At 68.4% G+C, this 16,878-nt stretch carries 18 protein-coding genes; 7 read left to right on the forward strand and 11 right to left on the reverse strand.

The features are described from left to right. Positions 1 to 61: 61 nt before the first annotated feature. The 3 genes from trpS to secB form a co-directional block, all read right to left on the reverse strand. Positions 62 to 1,069 carry a tryptophan--tRNA ligase gene (gene trpS, locus AC2YHA_RS01580; protein ID WP_487400105.1) on the reverse strand — a complete coding sequence of 336 codons (1,008 nt, stop codon included), beginning with the start codon at positions 1,067 to 1,069 and terminating at the stop codon, positions 62 to 64. A 9-nt stretch (positions 1,070 to 1,078) separates the two neighbouring features. Beyond that, positions 1,079 to 2,638: a murein biosynthesis integral membrane protein MurJ gene (gene murJ / locus AC2YHA_RS01585; protein WP_487400106.1), complete on the reverse strand. Its 1,560-nt coding sequence runs from the start codon at positions 2,636 to 2,638 to the stop codon at positions 1,079 to 1,081. Positions 2,639 to 2,750: 112 nt separating this feature from the next. Beyond that, positions 2,751 to 3,263 carry a protein-export chaperone SecB gene (gene secB, locus AC2YHA_RS01590; RefSeq protein WP_233783278.1) on the reverse strand — a complete coding sequence of 171 codons (513 nt, stop codon included), beginning with the start codon at positions 3,261 to 3,263 and terminating at the stop codon, positions 2,751 to 2,753. A gap of 133 nt (positions 3,264 to 3,396) precedes the next feature. On the opposite strand from secB, the gene AC2YHA_RS01595 reads away from it, so the two are divergent. The 4 genes from AC2YHA_RS01595 (at position 3,397) to AC2YHA_RS01610 (ending at position 7,838) form a co-directional block, all read left to right on the forward strand. Further along, entirely contained in the window at positions 3,397 to 4,074 is a 678-nt protein-coding gene (locus tag AC2YHA_RS01595; RefSeq protein WP_487400107.1) for a Tim44/TimA family putative adaptor protein, read from the forward strand. A 209-nt stretch (positions 4,075 to 4,283) separates the two neighbouring features. Beyond that, complete coding sequence (gene mltA, locus AC2YHA_RS01600; RefSeq protein ID WP_487400108.1) at positions 4,284 to 5,558, forward strand: murein transglycosylase A; 1,275 nt, start codon at positions 4,284 to 4,286, stop codon at positions 5,556 to 5,558. Between the two features lie 25 nt (positions 5,559 to 5,583). Beyond that, a complete protein-coding gene (locus AC2YHA_RS01605) occupies positions 5,584 to 6,078 on the forward strand; it encodes a Smr/MutS family protein (RefSeq protein WP_406694216.1) in 495 nt (164 codons plus the stop codon). A gap of 77 nt (positions 6,079 to 6,155) precedes the next feature. Then, positions 6,156 to 7,838 carry a putative bifunctional diguanylate cyclase/phosphodiesterase gene (locus AC2YHA_RS01610; protein WP_487400109.1) on the forward strand — a complete coding sequence of 561 codons (1,683 nt, stop codon included), beginning with the start codon at positions 6,156 to 6,158 and terminating at the stop codon, positions 7,836 to 7,838. Here AC2YHA_RS01610 and dapE read toward each other — a convergent pair. Further along, the gene (gene dapE / locus AC2YHA_RS01615; protein WP_487400110.1) at positions 7,799 to 8,923 is read right to left on the reverse strand and encodes a succinyl-diaminopimelate desuccinylase; all 1,125 of its coding nucleotides are present in this window, start codon (positions 8,921 to 8,923) and stop codon (positions 7,799 to 7,801) included. The genes AC2YHA_RS01610 and dapE overlap by 40 nt on opposite strands. 11 nt (positions 8,924 to 8,934) lie before the next feature. Between dapE and AC2YHA_RS01620 the strand changes: the two genes are divergently transcribed. Next, positions 8,935 to 9,396 (forward strand): cupin domain-containing protein, encoded by a 462-nt coding sequence (locus AC2YHA_RS01620; protein ID WP_487400111.1) that lies wholly within the window; start codon positions 8,935 to 8,937, stop codon positions 9,394 to 9,396. Here AC2YHA_RS01620 and AC2YHA_RS01625 read toward each other — a convergent pair whose 3' ends face one another. Next, positions 9,397 to 10,059: a glutathione S-transferase family protein gene (locus AC2YHA_RS01625; protein WP_487400112.1), complete on the reverse strand. Its 663-nt coding sequence runs from the start codon at positions 10,057 to 10,059 to the stop codon at positions 9,397 to 9,399. 118 nt (positions 10,060 to 10,177) lie between these two features. Between AC2YHA_RS01625 and AC2YHA_RS01630 the strand changes: the two genes are divergently transcribed. After that, complete coding sequence (locus tag AC2YHA_RS01630) at positions 10,178 to 12,100, forward strand: alpha/beta hydrolase family protein (protein ID WP_487400113.1); 1,923 nt, start codon at positions 10,178 to 10,180, stop codon at positions 12,098 to 12,100. Between the two features lie 7 nt (positions 12,101 to 12,107). On the opposite strand, the gene AC2YHA_RS01635 is transcribed toward AC2YHA_RS01630, so the two are convergent. The 6 genes from AC2YHA_RS01635 to rpmH all read right to left on the reverse strand — a co-directional run bounded on the left by AC2YHA_RS01635 (position 12,108) and on the right by rpmH (position 15,750). Then, positions 12,108 to 12,536 carry a nuclear transport factor 2 family protein gene (locus tag AC2YHA_RS01635; protein ID WP_487400114.1) on the reverse strand — a complete coding sequence of 143 codons (429 nt, stop codon included), beginning with the start codon at positions 12,534 to 12,536 and terminating at the stop codon, positions 12,108 to 12,110. Between the two features lie 14 nt (positions 12,537 to 12,550). Beyond that, the gene (yihA, locus tag AC2YHA_RS01640) at positions 12,551 to 13,192 is read right to left on the reverse strand and encodes a ribosome biogenesis GTP-binding protein YihA/YsxC (protein WP_487400115.1); all 642 of its coding nucleotides are present in this window, start codon (positions 13,190 to 13,192) and stop codon (positions 12,551 to 12,553) included. A 15-nt stretch (positions 13,193 to 13,207) separates the two neighbouring features. Beyond that, complete coding sequence (gene yidC, locus AC2YHA_RS01645) at positions 13,208 to 14,908, reverse strand: membrane protein insertase YidC (protein WP_487400116.1); 1,701 nt, start codon at positions 14,906 to 14,908, stop codon at positions 13,208 to 13,210. A 23-nt stretch (positions 14,909 to 14,931) separates the two neighbouring features. Next, on the reverse strand, positions 14,932 to 15,144 hold the full coding sequence (gene yidD / locus AC2YHA_RS01650) for a membrane protein insertion efficiency factor YidD (RefSeq protein ID WP_233783260.1): 213 nt from the start codon (positions 15,142 to 15,144) through the stop codon (positions 14,932 to 14,934). Between the two features lie 130 nt (positions 15,145 to 15,274). Further along, the gene (gene rnpA, locus AC2YHA_RS01655) at positions 15,275 to 15,595 is read right to left on the reverse strand and encodes a ribonuclease P protein component (protein ID WP_487400117.1); all 321 of its coding nucleotides are present in this window, start codon (positions 15,593 to 15,595) and stop codon (positions 15,275 to 15,277) included. Positions 15,596 to 15,615: 20 nt separating this feature from the next. Beyond that, positions 15,616 to 15,750, reverse strand: coding sequence for a 50S ribosomal protein L34 (rpmH, locus tag AC2YHA_RS01660; protein ID WP_233783256.1), 135 nt, complete (start codon positions 15,748 to 15,750; stop codon positions 15,616 to 15,618). 191 nt (positions 15,751 to 15,941) lie between these two features. Here rpmH and AC2YHA_RS01665 point away from each other — a divergent pair, with 191 nt between their 5' ends. Then, complete coding sequence (locus tag AC2YHA_RS01665) at positions 15,942 to 16,847, forward strand: isocitrate lyase/PEP mutase family protein (protein ID WP_487400118.1); 906 nt, start codon at positions 15,942 to 15,944, stop codon at positions 16,845 to 16,847. The last annotated feature ends 31 nt before the right edge of the window (positions 16,848 to 16,878 follow it).

A 16,878-nucleotide genomic window follows, 5' to 3' on the forward strand; every position in this document is an offset into this window, starting at 1 on the left:
TGCGCGGCGCCCCTCCACCGCCTTCGGCGGTCCCCCTCCCCGAGCAAGCTCGGGGAGGATTTTATAGCTCCAGTCCCATCGCGTCCTGCGCGGCTCTCAGCGTCGGTGCGGCGAGGGCGGCGGCTTTCTCCGCCCCCTTCGCCAGCACCGCCGACACCGCGGCGCGGTCGTCGAGCAGGCGGGTCAGCCGGTCGCGGATCGGGCTCAGCACCGATACCGCCAGGTCCGCCAGCGCCGGCTTGAACTGGCCGAAGCCCTGTCCCGCATATTCCTCGACCACCGACTGCGGCGTGCGGTCGGCGAGGGCGGCATAGATCGTCACGAGGTTGCGCGCCTCGGGGCGCTCGGCCAGCGCATCGAAGCTGTCGGGCAGCGGCTCGGGATCGGTCTTCGCCTTGCGGAACTTGGCCGCGATGTCGTCGTCCGAATCGACCAGGTGGACGCGCGACATCTCCGACGGGTTCGACTTGGACATCTTGGAGGTCGCGTCGCGCAGGCTCATGATGCGCGGCGCCTCCTTGCTCACCATCGGCTCAGGGAGCGGGAAGAGCTCGACCCCATAGTCGGTGTTGAACTTGGTGGCGATGTCGCGGGCGAGCTCGAGATGCTGCTTCTGGTCCTCGCCGACCGGGACGTGCGTGGTCTTGTAGAGCAGCACGTCGGCCGCCATCAGCACCGGATAATCGTACAGCCCGACGCTGGCGCCCTCACGATCCTTGCCCGCCTTGTCCTTGAACTGGGTCATGCGGTTGAGCCAGCCGACGCGCGCGACGTTGTTGAGCAGCCAGGTGAGCTCGCTGTGCGCCGGCACGCGCGCCTGGTTCCACAGGATCGAGCGTTCGGGATCGATGCCGGCGGCGATCATCGTCGCAGTCATCTCGATCGTGTTGGCGGTGAGCTCGCGCGGGTCGATCCACTGGGTGAGGCCGTGGAGGTCGGCGATGAAGTACATCGTCTCGCCGCCCTGGGCCGCCACCTCGTCCTGCATGCGCACCCACTGCTTCACCGCGCCCAGGTAATTGCCGAGGTGGAGATTGCCGGTGGGCTGGATGCCGGAAACGACGCGCATTGTGGTCCTCTAGGCTCGGCGGCGGGCCAGCGCCTTGAGGTCGCTGAGCCGGAACGCGCCGGTGATGAAGCAGGCGACCGCATAGGCCGCAACGCCCAGGCTGACCAGAGCGGTGAGGCCGGCGAGGCGAATCCAGAAGCCGCCGGTGAGATAGGGATCGAGCAGCCGCTCGGTGCCGAACAGCACCGCGCCCATCAGCACCGCGGCGACGGCGAGGCGGGGGATGCGGCGCCTGAGGCGCTGGTCGCTCTCGAAATGGCCGCGCTTGCGGAGCGTCCAGTAGAGCATCGCGACGTTGATGCTCGACGACACCGCGGTCGCGAGCGGCGGGCCGATATGGCCGATCAGCGGGATCAGCGCGAGGTTGAGCGCGATGTTCACGCCGATCGAGATGGTGGCGTAGCGGACCGGCGTCTTGGTGTCGTGGCGCGCGTAGAAGCCGGGAGTCAGCACCTTGACCAGCACATAGCTGGGAAGGCCGATCGAGAAGGCCGACAGTGCCCACCCGCACTTCATCGTATCCTCGGCGGTGAAGGCGCCATGTTGGAACAGGCCGCGGATGATCGGCTCGGCGGCGACGATGAAGGCGACGGTCGCCGGCAGCGTCAGGAACAGCGCCAGCTCGATGCCGCGGTTCTGCGTCTCCATCGCCTCGCCGTCCTTGCCGTTCGAGAGGAGGCGCGAGATCGTCGGGAGCAGGATGGTGCCGAGCCCGATGCCGATCAGGCCGAGCGGGAGCTGGTTCAGCCGGTCGGCGTAATAGATGTAGCTGATCGAGCCAGGATCGAGCAGCGCCCCGGCCAGCGCGGTCGAGATCACGAGATTGATCTGTGCGGCACCGGCACCGGCGGCGGCGGGGATGATCAGCCGGAACAGCGCGCGCACGTCGTCATCGATGCGCGGCACGGCGAGGCGGAGCTTCACTCCGGCGCGGCGGCACGCCCAGATCAGCCAGAGCAGCTGGAGCAGGCCGCCGACCGGCACGCTGATCGCCTGCACGCGCGCGGTCTCATAGGCATCGGCGCCGTGGAAGAACCACAGCCCCGCGACCATCGCGACGTTGAGCAGGATCGGCGCGGCGGCGTTGACCCAGAATTTGTCGAGCGAATTGAGGATGCCGCCGAGCAGCGACACCAGACTGATCAGCGCGAGATAGGGCAGGGTGATCCGCGACAGCGTGACGGCATAGGCGAACTGATCGGGCGTCGGGTTGTTGAACCCGCCCGACAGCAGCCAGGTGAGGGGCCAGGCTGCGGCGATCAATATGATCGTGAAGACCAGCAGGATCGGGAACAGCACCGCCAGCGCACGCTCGGCGAAGAGCAGGCCGGCGTTGAGCTCGCCGCCCTCGGCCACCTTCTTGTTGAACAGCGGGATGAAGGCGGAGGAGAAGGCGCCCTCCGCGAACAGCGCGCGGAACATGTTGGGCAGGCGGAAGGCGACCAGGAAGGCGTCGGACGCGAAGCCTGCACCGACGAAGGCCGCCTGGAGCGAATCGCGGACCAGAGCGAGGACGCGGCTGACGAGGGTCAGCCCGCCTATCGAACCGAGCGAACGTGCGAGATTCATGGTCTTAACTCTCCCCGTTCGCCCTGAGCTTGTCGAAGGGCCGTACTTCCTTCGACCGAAGAACGGTGCTTCGACAAGCTCAGCACGAACGGGGAGAGCGTCGGAACGAGGCTCAGGCCTGCCCGGCCGTCTCGCCCTGGGCGAGCTGCTCGGCCTGGGCCGCCTGCTGGAGGTAGAGCGCGCCGAAGTCGATCGGGTCGAGCATCAGCGGCGGGAAGCCGCCGTCGCGCACCGCTTCGGCGACGATGTGGCGCGCGAAGGGGAACAGGATGCGCGGCGCCTCGGCCAGCAGGAACGGCTGCATCTGATCGGCCGGCACGTTGCGCAGGCCGAACAGGCCCGCGTAGGAGAGGTCGACGACGAAGGCGACCTGGCCGTTCTCGGTCTCGGCGCGCGCCTCGATCTTGAGCATGACCTCGTAGACGTCCTCGCCGACCTGGGCCGAGCCGATGTTGAAGCTCACGTCGATCTTGGGCGCGCTCTGATTCTGGTAGATCGCCGGCGCGTTCGGATTCTCGAACGAGAGATCCTTGATATACTGCGACAGCACGCCCGCGACGGGGGCGGTGTCCGCACCATTGCCGAGCGTCTCGCCGATGCCGGCGTCCGTGCTCTCTTCGGCCATTTGTTACGTCCCTTCGTGGAAGATCGGCGCCGGCGGTCCGGCGCCTCGAAAAACAGGCGTGGCGACTAGCAGCCGCCGCGGGGCGAGACAATGGCACGGACCGTCCTATTTGAATGTCACGCAACGCTTGCCTATGTTGGGCGTTCGATGCTTTGGAGGCACGGTGCTTTTCTACGTCATTCTCCTCGCCATGGTCGCGGCGTTCCTTGCGCTCAGGCTCTATTCGGTCCTGGGCAAGCGCACGGGGCATGAGCAGACCCCGCTGAAGCCCGCCGAGGAGCGTCTGAGCGCGCCACCGGTCGCGCGTACGATCGACGTGACGCCCGAGCACCGCGAGGCGGCGCCGCGCACGATCGAGAGCGGTGCCGAGAGCGGCCTGCGCGCGGTGGTCTCGGCCGATCCCGGCTTCGACGTCGCCCAGTTCATCGAGGGCGCGAAGGGCGCTTATCGCATGATCCTGGAAGCCTATTGGAAGGGCGACCGCGAGACGCTCAAGTGGCTGTGCGAGGACGAGGTCCGCGCCGAGTTCGTGCACGCGATCGACGAGCGCGAGGCGAAGGGCGAGGTGCTCGACAACCGCCTGGTCAGCATTGAGCGCGCCGCGATCACCGAGGCGCAGGTCGAAGGCCGCACCGCGCGGATCACCGTGCGATTCGATGCGGACGTCGCCGCCGTCACCCGCGACAAGGACGGCGCGGTGATCGCCGGTTCGCTGACCGACGCGATCGAGACGCACGAGTCGTGGACGTTCACCCGTGTGCTCCGCAGCAGCGATCCCAACTGGAAGCTCGCTGACACCGATGAAGCCTGACCGCGGCTTGTCTGAGGCCGGGGGTTTCTTCTAGGACGTAGCTCAATTTCCCCTCTCCCATTGGGAGAGGGAGGGGCCCGCTCGGGCATAGCCCGAGTGGGAGGGTGAGGGTGACCACGCCGGCCGCAGTCACCCTCACCCTCCCGCCGCCTTCGGCGGCTCCTTCCCTCTCCCAAAGGGAGAGGGAATACGTGAGCGGGAGGGCGCATGTGCGTAGACTAGCTCTGTTCGGAGTCCTGGTGCTGCTCGGCGGCTGCGCGAGCGGAATCGTGCCGCCCGGTGAAGGCCCGGGCAGGGCGCCGCCAGCCGCGCCCGGCGATCATCTGCCCGTGCGCCAGCCCACGCCCTCGACTCCGATGGCGGCCCAACCGGCCGCGCCGGCGCCTGCCGATGCCGTGACCGCCGTGGCGGCCGGCGTCGTCGCCGGACCGGCGATCGCGACATTGCCGATCGCGCCCGACGGCGCCCAGCGCGCTCTGGCGGCGTTCCGCACCTCGTGCTCCGCGCTGACTCGGCGTGCCGATGCGTCGGGCCTCACCCGGCCGGAGGACTGGACCGCGGCCTGCCAGGCAGCGGCGAGCGTGCCCGACGGCGGCGCGCGCGACTTCTTCAGCCGCTATTTCGAGGCAGTGCAGATTGCCGACGGCAAGGCATTCGCCACCGGCTATTACGAGCCCGAGATCGCCGGGTCGCGCACCCGCCGCCCCGGCTATGAGGTGCCGATCTACGCCCGGCCCAAGGACATCATAGAGGTCGATCTCGGCCTCTTCTCCGACACGCTCAAGGGCAAGCGCATCCGCGGGCGCGTGGATGGGCAGAAGCTGGTGCCCTATTACGAACGCGCGGAGATCGATCGCGGCGCGCTCGCCGGGCGTGGGCTCGAGATCGCCTGGGCGGCCGATCCGGTCGAGCTGTTCTTCCTCCAGGTCCAGGGCTCGGGGCGGCTGCGTCTGCCCGACGGCGGGGTGATGCGGATCGGCTACGACGGCCAGAACGGGCGCGACTATACCGGCATCGGTGCGCTGATGCGGCAGCGGGGGCTGCTCGGGCCCGGCGAAGCGTCGATGCAGGGGATCATGGCCTGGCTGCGCGCCCACCCCGAGGAGGGACGCGCGATCATGGAGGAGAACAAGAGCTGGGTGTTCTTCCGCGAGCTCACCGGCCCGGGACCGCTCGGTGCGCTGGGTGTACCGGTGACGGCGCAGGTGAGCGTCGCCGCCGATCCCAAGTTCGTGCCGCTGGGTGCGCCCGTGTTCCTGTCGATGGACCGCGCCGACGCCAATGGCCTGTGGGTTGCGCAGGATACCGGCGGGGCGATCAAGGGCGCCAATCGGGTCGACACCTTCTGGGGCGCAGGGGCCGAGGCGCGCGCGATCGCCGGGGGCATGTCGGCGCGCGGCACCGCCTTCCTGCTGCTGCCGGTGGGCACGCTGGCGCGGCTCCAGGGAGGAGGCAGCAGTGGCGGAGCGCCGACTCAGCGCTGAGGAGGCGGCGCTGTGGCGGCGAGTGATGGCGAGCGTGCGGCCGCTCGGGCCGGTACCGCCGCTGCCGGTCGCCGACGCTCCGGAGCCGGTCAAGCGTAAGCCGGCTGCGGCGGCGGGCAAGCCGCCGGTGCAGGTGCCCGTGCCGAAGCCGAAGCCATCGGCGCCCGGGACCACGCTCGACGCGAGCTGGGACCGGAAGCTGGCGCGAGGACTCGTCTCGCCCGATCGGACGGTCGACCTCCACGGCCATGGCCTCAACTCGGCCTATCTGCTGCTCGACCAGTCGCTCGACCGCGCGATCGCGGCGGGCGAGCGGTTGATCCTGCTCGTCACCGGCAAGCCGCCGCGGCCGGATTCCGAGCGGCCGCACGCGCGCGGCGCGATCCGTGCAGCGGTGGGCGACTGGCTCGCCGCCTCGCGCCATGCCGATCGCATCGCGGCGGTTCGCGGCGCGCATCCGCGGCACGGCGGGGCCGGCGCACTTTACATAGTGTTACGAAAGTCACGGCAAGTTTCTTAACCCTTCACCGCCATCATCGCCGCATGGGGACAGGGCGCAGAGCGCTCGACAGTGTAGGGCGAGCGTTACACGAGACGATGGAGAATTTCTCGCTCAAGAGCCGGGCGATCGCCTTTGCGATGTGCGCGGGCGCGGTGGTGTTCATCCTCGCGCTGATCGCCACGTCGGGCGGGCGAGCCGATCAGGAAAGCGCCGGCCGGGCGCTGGTCCCGGCGATCGTCTGCGCCGTGATGTGCTGGGCCTATGCCGAACGGACGGTGAGCGTCACCGCCGCGGCGATCGACGCCGCGATCGCGCGACTTGCCAGAGCGGGCAACGGCGATCTCGAAAGTGAAATCCCCGAAGAGGTGAGCGAGCATGTGCCGGCGCTGGCCGCCGCGATGGACGGGCTGTTCCGCCAGTTCCACAGCCAGATCGAGAACGTCCAGCAACTGGCGATGTTCGATCCGGTCACCGGTCTCGCCAATCGCACCAATTTCCGCCGGAGCGCCGAACATATCCTTGCCGGGCTCGAGCCGGGGGCGAGGGCGGCGATCTTCTTCATCGATCTCGACCGCTTCAAGGGCGTCAACGACACGCTCGGCCATGCCACCGGCGACCAGTTGCTGGCGATGGTCGCCAACCGCCTGCGCGCCGTGGCCGAGCGGTTCGCGCCGCGCAACACGGCGCTGACGCCGCTGATCGGCCGCCTTGCCGGCGACGAGTTCACGATGTTCTTCCCGGCGCTCGCCAACGCCGGCGACGCCGACCGGATCGGGCGCGGCATCCTGTTCGCGCTGAGCGAACCGTTCGGCCTCGGCGACCAGGAAATCACGGTCGGCGCGTCGATCGGCATCGCGATGCGGCCGGATCACGGCACCACGCTCGCCGAGTTGATGCGTTCGGCCGACGCCGCCATGTATCATGCCAAGGGCTCGGGCCGCGGCCGTGCCGAGCATTTCACCGAGAGTCTCGCCAGCGAGATCGCCGATCGGGCGAAGCTCGAGGCCGACCTGCGCGATGCGATCGAGCGCAGCCAGTTCGCGTTGGTGTTCCAGCCCCAGATCGCGATGGGCGAGGGGCGGATCGTCGCCGCCGAGGCGTTGCTGCGCTGGCGCCATCCGTCGGGCGAGCTGCGGCTGCCGGGCAGCTTCCTGCGCCGCGCCGAGGAGACCGGGCTGATCGTCGAGATCGGCGAATGGGTGGTGGGCAGCGTCGCCGACACCATCGCCCGCTGGGGCGCGATCGGCATCGATGCGCGGCTGGCGGTCAACATCAGCGCACGGGAGCTCGACAACGCCACCTTCTTCCGCCGCCTGCGCGATGCGATGCGCGTGGCCAGGGCACCGGCCGGGCTGCTCGAGATCGAGCTGACCGAGACGCTGGCGATGCATTGCTCCGACGACGTGATCGACGCGATCAAGGCGCTGCGTGCCGATGGCGCGACGGTGGCGGTCGACGATTTCGGCACCGGCTATTCCAATCTGCCGCGGCTGCGCGACCTCCCGATCGACCGGGTCAAGCTCGACCGCAGCCTGACCGAGCAGGTCGCGCATCAGGCGAGCGCCCGAGCCATCGCCCAGGCGGTGATCAGCCTGGTCCATGGGCTCGGCTATGAAGTGGTCGCCGAGGGGATCGAGGACGATGCCCAGGCCAACGTGCTGCGCGTGCTCGGCTGCGACGTGATCCAGGGCTATGTGGTCGCGCCGCCGATGGACGAGGCGGCCTTCCTCGCCTGGGTTCAGGGCGACGACAGCGCCCGCTGGAGAATGTCGGCGTAGACCGCCGAGAGCGCGCGGAGGTCGGCGAGCGCGACCGCTTCGTCGAGCTTGTGCATCGTCGCGTTGACGAGGCCGAACTCGACCGTCGGGCATAGTTTCGAAAGGAAGCGTGCGTCGGAGGTGCCGCCGGTGGTGCTGAGTTCGGGCCGCACGCCCAGCTGCGCCTCGATCGCGTCGGAAACCATCGTCGAGAAGGCGCCCGGCTGCGTCAGGAACGCCTCGCCCGAGATCATCGCCCGCACGTCGGCCTCCGGTGCGTGGGAGTGGACGATGCTGCGGACCAGCTCGACCAGATCTTGCCCCCGCTGCTGGTCGTTGAAGCGGATGCTGAGCCGGGCCGAGGCGGCGCCGGGGATGACGTTGGTCGCGGGATTGCCGACGGCGAGGTCGGTCGGCTCGATGTTTGACGGCTGGAACCATTCGCTGCCGTGGTCGAGCACCACCGCGTCGATCTCCGCCAGTGCGGTGACCAGCTTCGGGATCGGATTGTCGGCGAGATGGGGATAGGCGACATGGCCCTGCCGCCCCGGCACGTCGATCCAGATGTTGACCGAGCCGCGCCGGCCGATCTTGACCGTGTCGCCGAGGCGCTGGGCGGACGTAGGCTCGCCGACCAGGCAGAGGTCGGGCGTCAGGCCGCGCTCGGCCATGCGATCGATCAGCGCGCGGGTGCCGTGGAGGGCGGGGCCTTCCTCATCGCCGGTGATGATCAGGCTGACGGTGCCCTCGGCCGGCGCGGCGGCGACAGCGGCGACGAAGGCGGCGACGGCGCCCTTCATGTCGACCGCCCCGCGTCCGTAGAGCAGGTCGCCGCGGATCGCGCCCTCGAACGGGCCGCTGGTCCAGCCTTCGCCCGGCGGTACGACGTCGACATGGCCGGCGAAGGCGAAATGCCGTCCGCCGGAGCCGCGCACCGCGAGCAGATTCTCGACTTCGCCGCCCGCCACGAATCGCTCGACCGCGAAGCCGAGCGGCACCAGCGCCGCCTCCAGCGCGTCGAACACCGGACCCCGCGCCGGCGTCACGCTTTCGCACTCGATCAGCGCCTTCGCCAGCGCTACGACATCCACCGCATCTCTCGTCATCGGAGGCGGCATTGCCCAAGCTCGATCTCGACGCAATCCCGCAGACCAATCGCACCGGCTATCCGGCGCCGTTCGACCGGCCGGTGCAGGGGCGCTGGTATCGCCGGCTCTCGCCCGCATCGGGGCTGACCAGATTCGGCGTCAGCCACGTCACGCTGAAGCCGGGCGCCTGGTCGTCGCAGCGCCACTGGCACGTCGGAGAGGACGAGTTCCTGGTGATGCTGGCGGGCGAGGCGGTGCTGGTCGACGATAGCGGCGAGACGATGCTGCGGCCCGGAGATTGCGCGTCGTTTCCGGCCGGCGAGCCGAACGGTCATCATCTGCAGAACCGCAGCGATGCGGATTGCGTGTTCGTGGTGGTCGGCGCCGGCGACGATATCGGCGGTGACTATCCGGATATCGACATGCGGTTCACGCCGGAAGGCTATGTCCACAAGGACGGGACGCCGTATCCGGCGGAGCGGATCAAGTGATCACGCCGGCGTCTGCTCGAACTGCTCGAGCACCCATTCCTCCTCCTGCGCTGCGGCGATCCAGTCCTGCATGAAGGGGTGCTGGAGCACCGCGTTCATGTACGCCGGAGCGAAGCGCGCGACGGGCAGCGAATAGGTGACGAGCCGCGTCACCACCGGCGCGAACATGATGTCGGCGGCGCCGAACTCACCGAACAGGAACTGGCCGTCTCCGCCGAAGCGGGCGCGCGCCTGTGCCCACAACTCCATGATCCGCTGCAGATCGGCGAGCACGTCGTCGTCGGGCTGCTGCGCGGGATAGACCTGGCGGATGTTCATGCTGTGCTTGCGGCGCAGCGCCGCGAAGCTCGAGTGCATTTCCGCCGCCATCGACCGCGCCATCGCGCGTGCCGCCGGATCGGTCGGCCAGAATTTGTCGCCGCCCGACGCCTCGTTCAGATATTCGACGATGGCGAGGCTGTCCCACACCACCACATCGCCGTCCCATAGGATCGGCACCTTGCCGGACGACGGCGCGAACTCGTCGCCCTCGCGCCGCTTCTCCCACGCATCGTCGTAGAGGGGGACCACCATCTCCTCGAACGGCAGGCCGGATTGCTTGCAGGCGAGCCAGCCGCGCAGCGACCAGGACGAATAGGCCTTGTTGCCGATGATGAGCTTCATGGGTGCGTCCTAGCCGCGATCGTCCGGCCGAGTCGAGGGTGACGAGGCCGCTTGCCAAGCCTCCGCGACAAAGGCAGCATCGGGGCGGGGCAAAGATGTGACTCAGGGGGAATGGGGGATGCGACGTCGGCTTGCCGGCCTGGTTTTGGCCGCGGGTTTCATGTGCGCGAGCGCGATCGGGGCGGAATCGCCGCCGAAGCCGCAGCCGCTCGATGTCGCGGCGTTCGCGGAAGTGCCGGCGCTCGAGGGCCCCGAGCTGTCGCCGAACGGCAAGATGCTGGCAGCCAAGATCGCGGTTCAGGGCACGCAATATTTCACGATCCTGCCGCTCGACGGCGGCAAGCCGCGCTATGTCGCGCTCGGCGACAACGACTTCAACTGGTGGCGATGGGTCAACGACGACTGGCTGATCCTTGGCGTCGGCCAGCAGGTGCCGGTCGAGGGCGATGACTGGTACGTCCGGCGCGCCGTCAGCGTCAGCGCCGTCGACGGCAAGCTGGTCCGGCTTGCCACCCGCGACGCGGGGCAGAATGCCGACGACGTCCTCTGGGTGGCGAATGACGGCAGCCCGCGCATCCTGATGGCGTCGCAGACGTCGATCTACACCAACGACCCGGGCTTCTGGCCCGGCGTCGACGAAATCAACGTGAGCAATGGTCGGCGCAAGTCCGTGCTCGCGGGGCGCAGCGGTGTGTTCAACTGGTATGCCGATGGCGCCGGCACGATCCGGCTGGGAATCGGTCGGTCCGACGACGGCCGTTCGCGGCGCGTGCTCTACCGGCCCGATGCGCACAGCTCCTTCCGGACGATCGACAAGGCCGGGAGGGGAGACGACGACCTGCTCGTCCCGTCGCTGTTCCTGAAGGATCCGAACAAGGCGGTAATGATCTCGGATGACGATGAGGGTTATTCGGCCCTGTACGAGCTCGACCTCCAAACGCTCGAGCGGGGCAAGCAGCTCGTCTCGTCCAAGGGCTATGACCTCGGCGGGCTCATCACCGATCAGGATGGCTTCAGCTATATCGGCTATTATGTGAACGAGGACCGGCCGGGAATCCGCTGGACCGATCCGGCGTTGGAAGCGCTGGAGAAGACGGTGGCCTCGAAGATCAAGGGGGGCTCGCCACGAATCGTCTCGCTGAGCCGCGACCGTTCGGTCGCCATCGTTCATGTCGGAAGCGCCGACGCGCCGGGTGCCTATTTCATCTATCGGGCAGCCGAGGACACGATGGACCTGCTCCAGCTGAACAACAGCGCGATCCGGATGAAGCACATGCATCCGGTACGCACGATCCGCTACAAGGCGCGGGATGGGCTGGAGATCGCGGCGGTGCTGACGCTGCCCAAGGGGAAGAGCGCGAACCTGCCGCTGATCGTCATGCCCCACGGCGGCCCCCGCGCGCGCGACAGCGAGGAATGGGACTGGTGGGCGCAGTTCCTCGCCGACCGCGGCTATGCCGTGATCCAGCCCAACTACCGCGGATCGACCGGCTACGGCACGTCGTTCATGAGGAAGGGCGAGGGCCAATGGGGCCTGGCGATGCAGGACGACCTCAACGACGCCGTCACCGCGCTGGCGGCGCAGGGGATCGCCGACCCCAAGCGCGTGTGCATGGTCGGCGCCTCCTATGGCGGCTATGCGGCGCTGCGTGCGGCGGAGCGCGACGGCAAGCTCTACCGCTGCGCGGTGTCCTATGCCGGCGTGTCGGACCTCACGCGCTGGATGCGGCAGGACAGCAACAGCCTCTGGTCCGGCGCGAAGCGGGACTGGGTACGCACGCAGGCGCCGGACCTCAAGGGCGTGTCGCCGGTCAATGATCCGGAGGGCTTCTCGATTCCGGTGCTGATCGTGCACGGGAAGAAGGACCAGACCGTCCCGGTGGTCCACTCGCGCGTCATGGCGCAGAAGCTCAAGGCCGCGGGCAAGGACGCGATCTACATCGAGCAGCCGCTCGCCGACCACCATTTCACGCGAAGCGAGGATCGGCTGGAGTTTCTGAAGGCGCTGGAGAGCTTTCTGGCCAAGCACAATCCGGCATAGTGGAAGGCTATCTGATCGGCGTGACCTGCACGTAGACCACCTGCCACCGCCCATCGATGCGGCGGAAGGTGTCGGCGTAGCGGAAACGTTCCTCGAACGGCTTGCCGCTCTCGGTGCCGCGGATGATGCCTTCGCCGCCGACGATGCCGGCGTCGGCGCCGAGCGGCACGTACATCGGGTCGCGGATCACGAACGGCTCGAAGGTGACGTTCGGATCGGTGAAGCCGGCGATGAACTCGTTGCGGTCGGTGAACTTGCCCGAGCCGCGCACGAACTTGAAATCTCTGGCGAGGAAGCGGTCGAGCGCAGCCTTGTCCCTGTGGAGCTGGGCGTCGTCGAACGCCCGGGATGCTGCCTTGATCTCGGCCTCGGTGTCTCCGGCCGCCAGTGCCGGTGCGCCGGCGGCGAGCGCCAGCGCGAACATGAGCTTCAGCATTGCCCTCTCCCTGTCTAGCTGACCGCTTCTAGCACGGCGGCGCGCAGCTCGGCGATGCCCAGGCCCTTCTCGCTCGAGGTGGCGATGATCTCGGGGTGCGCGGCCGGGCGCTTGCGCGCCTCCTCGGCGGTGCGCGCGGCGACGGCGGCGAGTTCGCTCGCCTTGATCTTGTCGGCCTTGGTGAGGACGAGGCGATAGCTGACTGCGGCGGCATCGAGCATGTCCATCACCTCGCGGTCGACCGGCTTGATGCCGTGGCGCGAGTCGATCAGCACCAGCGCGCGTTTCAACGTGCTGCGGCCGCGCAGGAAGTCGTTGACCAGGAATCGCCATTTCTTGACGATATCCTTCGGTGCCTCGGCAAAGCCGTAGCCGGGCATGTCGACCAGCCGAAAGCGCAGCGGCTCCCCGACGTCGAAGAAGTTGAGCTCCTGCGTCCGCCCGGGCGTGTTCGAGGTGCGGGCAAGCCCGCTCCGGTTGGTGAGCGCGTTGAGCAGCGACGACTTGCCGACGTTCGAGCGGCCGGCGAAGGCGACCTCGGGAACGTCGGCCTCCGGCAGATGCTGGAGCGCCGGCGCCGATTTGAGGAACGCGACCGGACCGGCGAAGGTCTTGCGCGCAGCTTCGATGAGGTCGGCGTCGAACTCCTCAGCCATGATGTTCCGCGACCGTCACTTCGCCGGTGCCGTCTTGAGCTGCGGGTGCTGGCGGTAGAGCACCCATTGCTGCAGCATCGTCAGGCAGTTGGACGTGATCCAGTAGACCTGCAGCCCGACCGCGAACGGCGCCATCAGGAACATCATCATCCACGGCATGATCGCGAACACCTGCTTCTGCACCTCGTCCATCGGCGCCGGGTTGAGCTTGAACTGGAAGTACATCGAGATGCCGAGCAGGATCGGCACCACGCCGATCGCCAGGAAGTGCGGCGGGGTGAAGGCGAGCAGGCCGAACAGGTTGACCGGCGTCAGCGGATCGGGCGCCGACAGGTCCTTGATCCAGGCGACGAACGGCTGGTGCCGCATCTCGATCGTCAGGATCAGCACCTTGTAGAGCGCGAACATGATTGGGATCTGGAGGAGCGTCGGGGCGCAGCCGGCCAGCGGATTCACCTTCTCGTCGCGGTAGAGCTTCATCATCTCCTGCTGGAGGCGCGGCTTGTCGTCCTTGTGACGCTCCTGCAGCGCCTTCATCTTCGGCTGGATCGCGCGCATCGACGCCATCGAGGCGAACTGGCGTTGCGCGATGGGGAACAGCAGCGCGCGGATGGTGAGGGTCAAGAGGATGATCGCGACGCCGAAGTTGCCGACGGCGCGGAACAGCCAGTCGAGATAGTAGAACATCGGCTTCTCGATCACCGCGAACCAGCCCCAGTCGATCGCGCGGTCGAACTGGACGATGCCGGACTGCTCATAGGCCTCCAGCGTCTTCACCTCCTTGGCGCCGGCGAAGAAGCGCGAGGTCTGGGTGATCGCCTTGCCGGGCGCGACATCGGCCGAATCGCGCACCGCGAAATCGGCCTGGTAGCCGCCGTTCGGCGCCGAGCGGAGCTGGATGTCGACTGGCGTCTTCTGGTCGGGCACCAGCGCCGCCAGCCAATAATGATCGGTGAAGCCGGCCCAGCCGCCGGTGGTGGTGTATTGCGACGGCGCCTTGTCGACCTCCTTCCAGTCGACATAGTCGGCGCTGCCGTTCCGCACCGCCATCGGGCCGACGTGCGCGACCCACTGATCGACGTCGGCCGAACGCGAGCTGCGGCTGAGATAGCCGTAGGGCGCGACGGCGATCGTGCCGGCGCCGCCGTTCAGCACCGACTGCTTGGCGGTGAACATATATTGGTCGTCGACGGCGAGCTCGATGCGGAAGCGCTGGCCCTGGCCGTTGTCGGCCTCCAGCGTCACCGGCTTGCCCGGCGCGAGCAGGTCGCCCGAGGCGCGCCATACGGTATTGGCGTCGGGCACCTTGAGGCCGGCGCTGCCGCGCCAGCCGAAACCGGCGAAATAGGCCCCCTGCGCGCCGGAGGGGGAGAGGAGGCGGATCGGCGGTGAGTTCTTGGCGATCGTCTCCTTGTAGGTCTTGAGCACCAGATCGTCGAAGCGCGCGCCCTTGAGGTTGATCGAGCCGCTGAGCGTCGGGGTGTCGATCCGCACGCGTGGCGCCTCGCGCAGCACCGTCTGGCGGTCGCGCAGCGTCGTCGCGCTGTCGGCGGCCGGGGTGGCGCCGGGCTGGGTCACCACCTTGGTCTTGCCGCCCTCGATCTTGGTGACCGGGGGATTGCTGGGGAAGAAGCGGCTCGTGACCCACGGCCAGGCGAACAGCAGCAGCGCCGCGATCACCGCGAACAGGACGAAATTCTTCTGGTCTTCCTTCACGTCAGTCCCCGAAAAAACCTAGTTCACGGCACCGGATCGTAGCCGTGCCCGCCCCACGGATGGCAGCGCGCGATGCGCCGTGCGGCCAGCCAGCCGCCTTTCACAGCGCCATAGCGGCGAAGCGCCTCGATTGCATAGGCCGAACAGCTCGGCTGGTAACGGCACGACGGCGGCAAAATCAGCGAGGGGCCCAGCTGCCAGGCGCGTGCGATGAGGATGAGGAGGCGGGCGATCATGCCGACCTTCTCCCGTCACCCCGGCCTTGTGCCGGGGTCCACCGTGCCGCCGGTGCAGGGCGGGAGGCGAGAGCGATGTGCTCGCCGCACGGTGGATGCCGGAACAAGTCCGGCATGACGAAGATGTGAATCATACCCGCCGCACCTTGGTCAGCGCCTTGGCGAGCTCGGCCTTGAGCGCGTCGAAGTCGCGTTCGATGCCGGACGGGCGGCCGATCAGGACATGATCCGCCCCAGGCAGGCCGCTGTCCGGCAGCACCGCGCGCGCAAGTTCGCGGAAGCGGCGCTTCATGCGGTTGCGCGCCACCGCATTGCCGACCTTCTTCGACACGGTGATGCCGACGCGAATCGCCGGATCGCCGTCGGCGCGGTCGCGCACGAGCAGGACGAAGCCGGGCATGGGGGCCCGGCGTCCGCCGTTAGCAGCGAGATAGTCCGCCCGGCGCGTCATCCGCGCCAGCGTGCCGGCGCTTACGCCGACAGCGTCTTGCGGCCGCGGGCGCGACGGGCGCGGATCACCTTGCGGCCGCCCGGAGTCGCCATCCGCGCGCGGAAGCCGTGCCGGCGCGCACGCACCAGATTGCTCGGCTGAAAGGTCCGCTTCATCGGTCATTCCCTGGTATCTAGAATTAAAAAGGCCGCCACAGGGGACGGCCCGAACGAACGGCGCCTTATCGGGGGTGAGAGCCAAAGTCAACGGATGTGACCGCCGTGTTGCACGGGCAGGCATGTGGCGACGGTGTATCGTCGATACAAGACACCGGAACCGCGATCGTTGCGCAGGCGTTCGCATATGCATGGATGAGCCCGAGCTCGATATCCCTGCGGTGCGCCGCAGCCAGATTTCGTGGAAGGCGCTGCTGGACCGCGAGGGCTGCCTCCAACTCCCCGCCGCGCACGACGCGCTCACGGCCAAGCTGATCGAGCGGGCCGGCTTTCCCGCCTATCAGGTCGGCGGTTTCGCGCTGGTCGGCACCCGCTACGGCCGGCCCGACGTCGACCTCGAGCATTTCGGCGAGAAGAACCGCGCGGTGCAGGACATCATCGACGGCTGCGCGTTGCCGGTGCTGGTCGATTGCGACGACGGCTATGGCGACGCCAAGAACGTGACGCGCACCGTGCGCGGCTATGAGGCGCTAGGCGCCGCGGCGCTGTTCATCGAGGACCAGACCGCGCCCAAGCGCTGCGGCCATATGGCAGGCAAGACGGTTGTGCCGGTCGAGCAGATGGTCGGCAAGATCCGCGCTGCCGTGGCCGCGCGGCAGGAGCGGGACACCTTCATCCTCGCCCGCACCGACGCGATCGAGCCGGAGGGCGTCGACAGCGCCTTGCGGCGGGCCGATGCCTATCTCCAGGCGGGGGCTGACGGCGTCTATGTCGAGGGGCCGCGCAACCGTGCCGAGCTGGAGCAGATCGGACGCGCACTGGGCGGCGTGCCGCTCGCCACCAGCGTGCTCGAGCGCGGCGGGGTGACGCCGTGGCTGTCGCCGGGCGAGTTCAAGGCATTGGGGTACAGCATGATCCTCTACCCGACGACCTTGCTGTTCCGCCTGGTGCGCGCGATCGAGCGCGGTCTCGACGACCTGCGCGCCGGGCGGCCGCTGGACGAGGCCGACAGCATCGACTTCGCGCGGTTCGAGGACCTGGCCGACCTCGAGGAATGGGGTGCGATCGAGGATCGCTACACGCCGAAGCAGGGCTGATCACGGTCTGTTCCCAAGCACGGGAAAGCCG

The sequence above is a fragment of the Sphingomonas sp. SRI_018 genome (assembly GCF_057586275.1).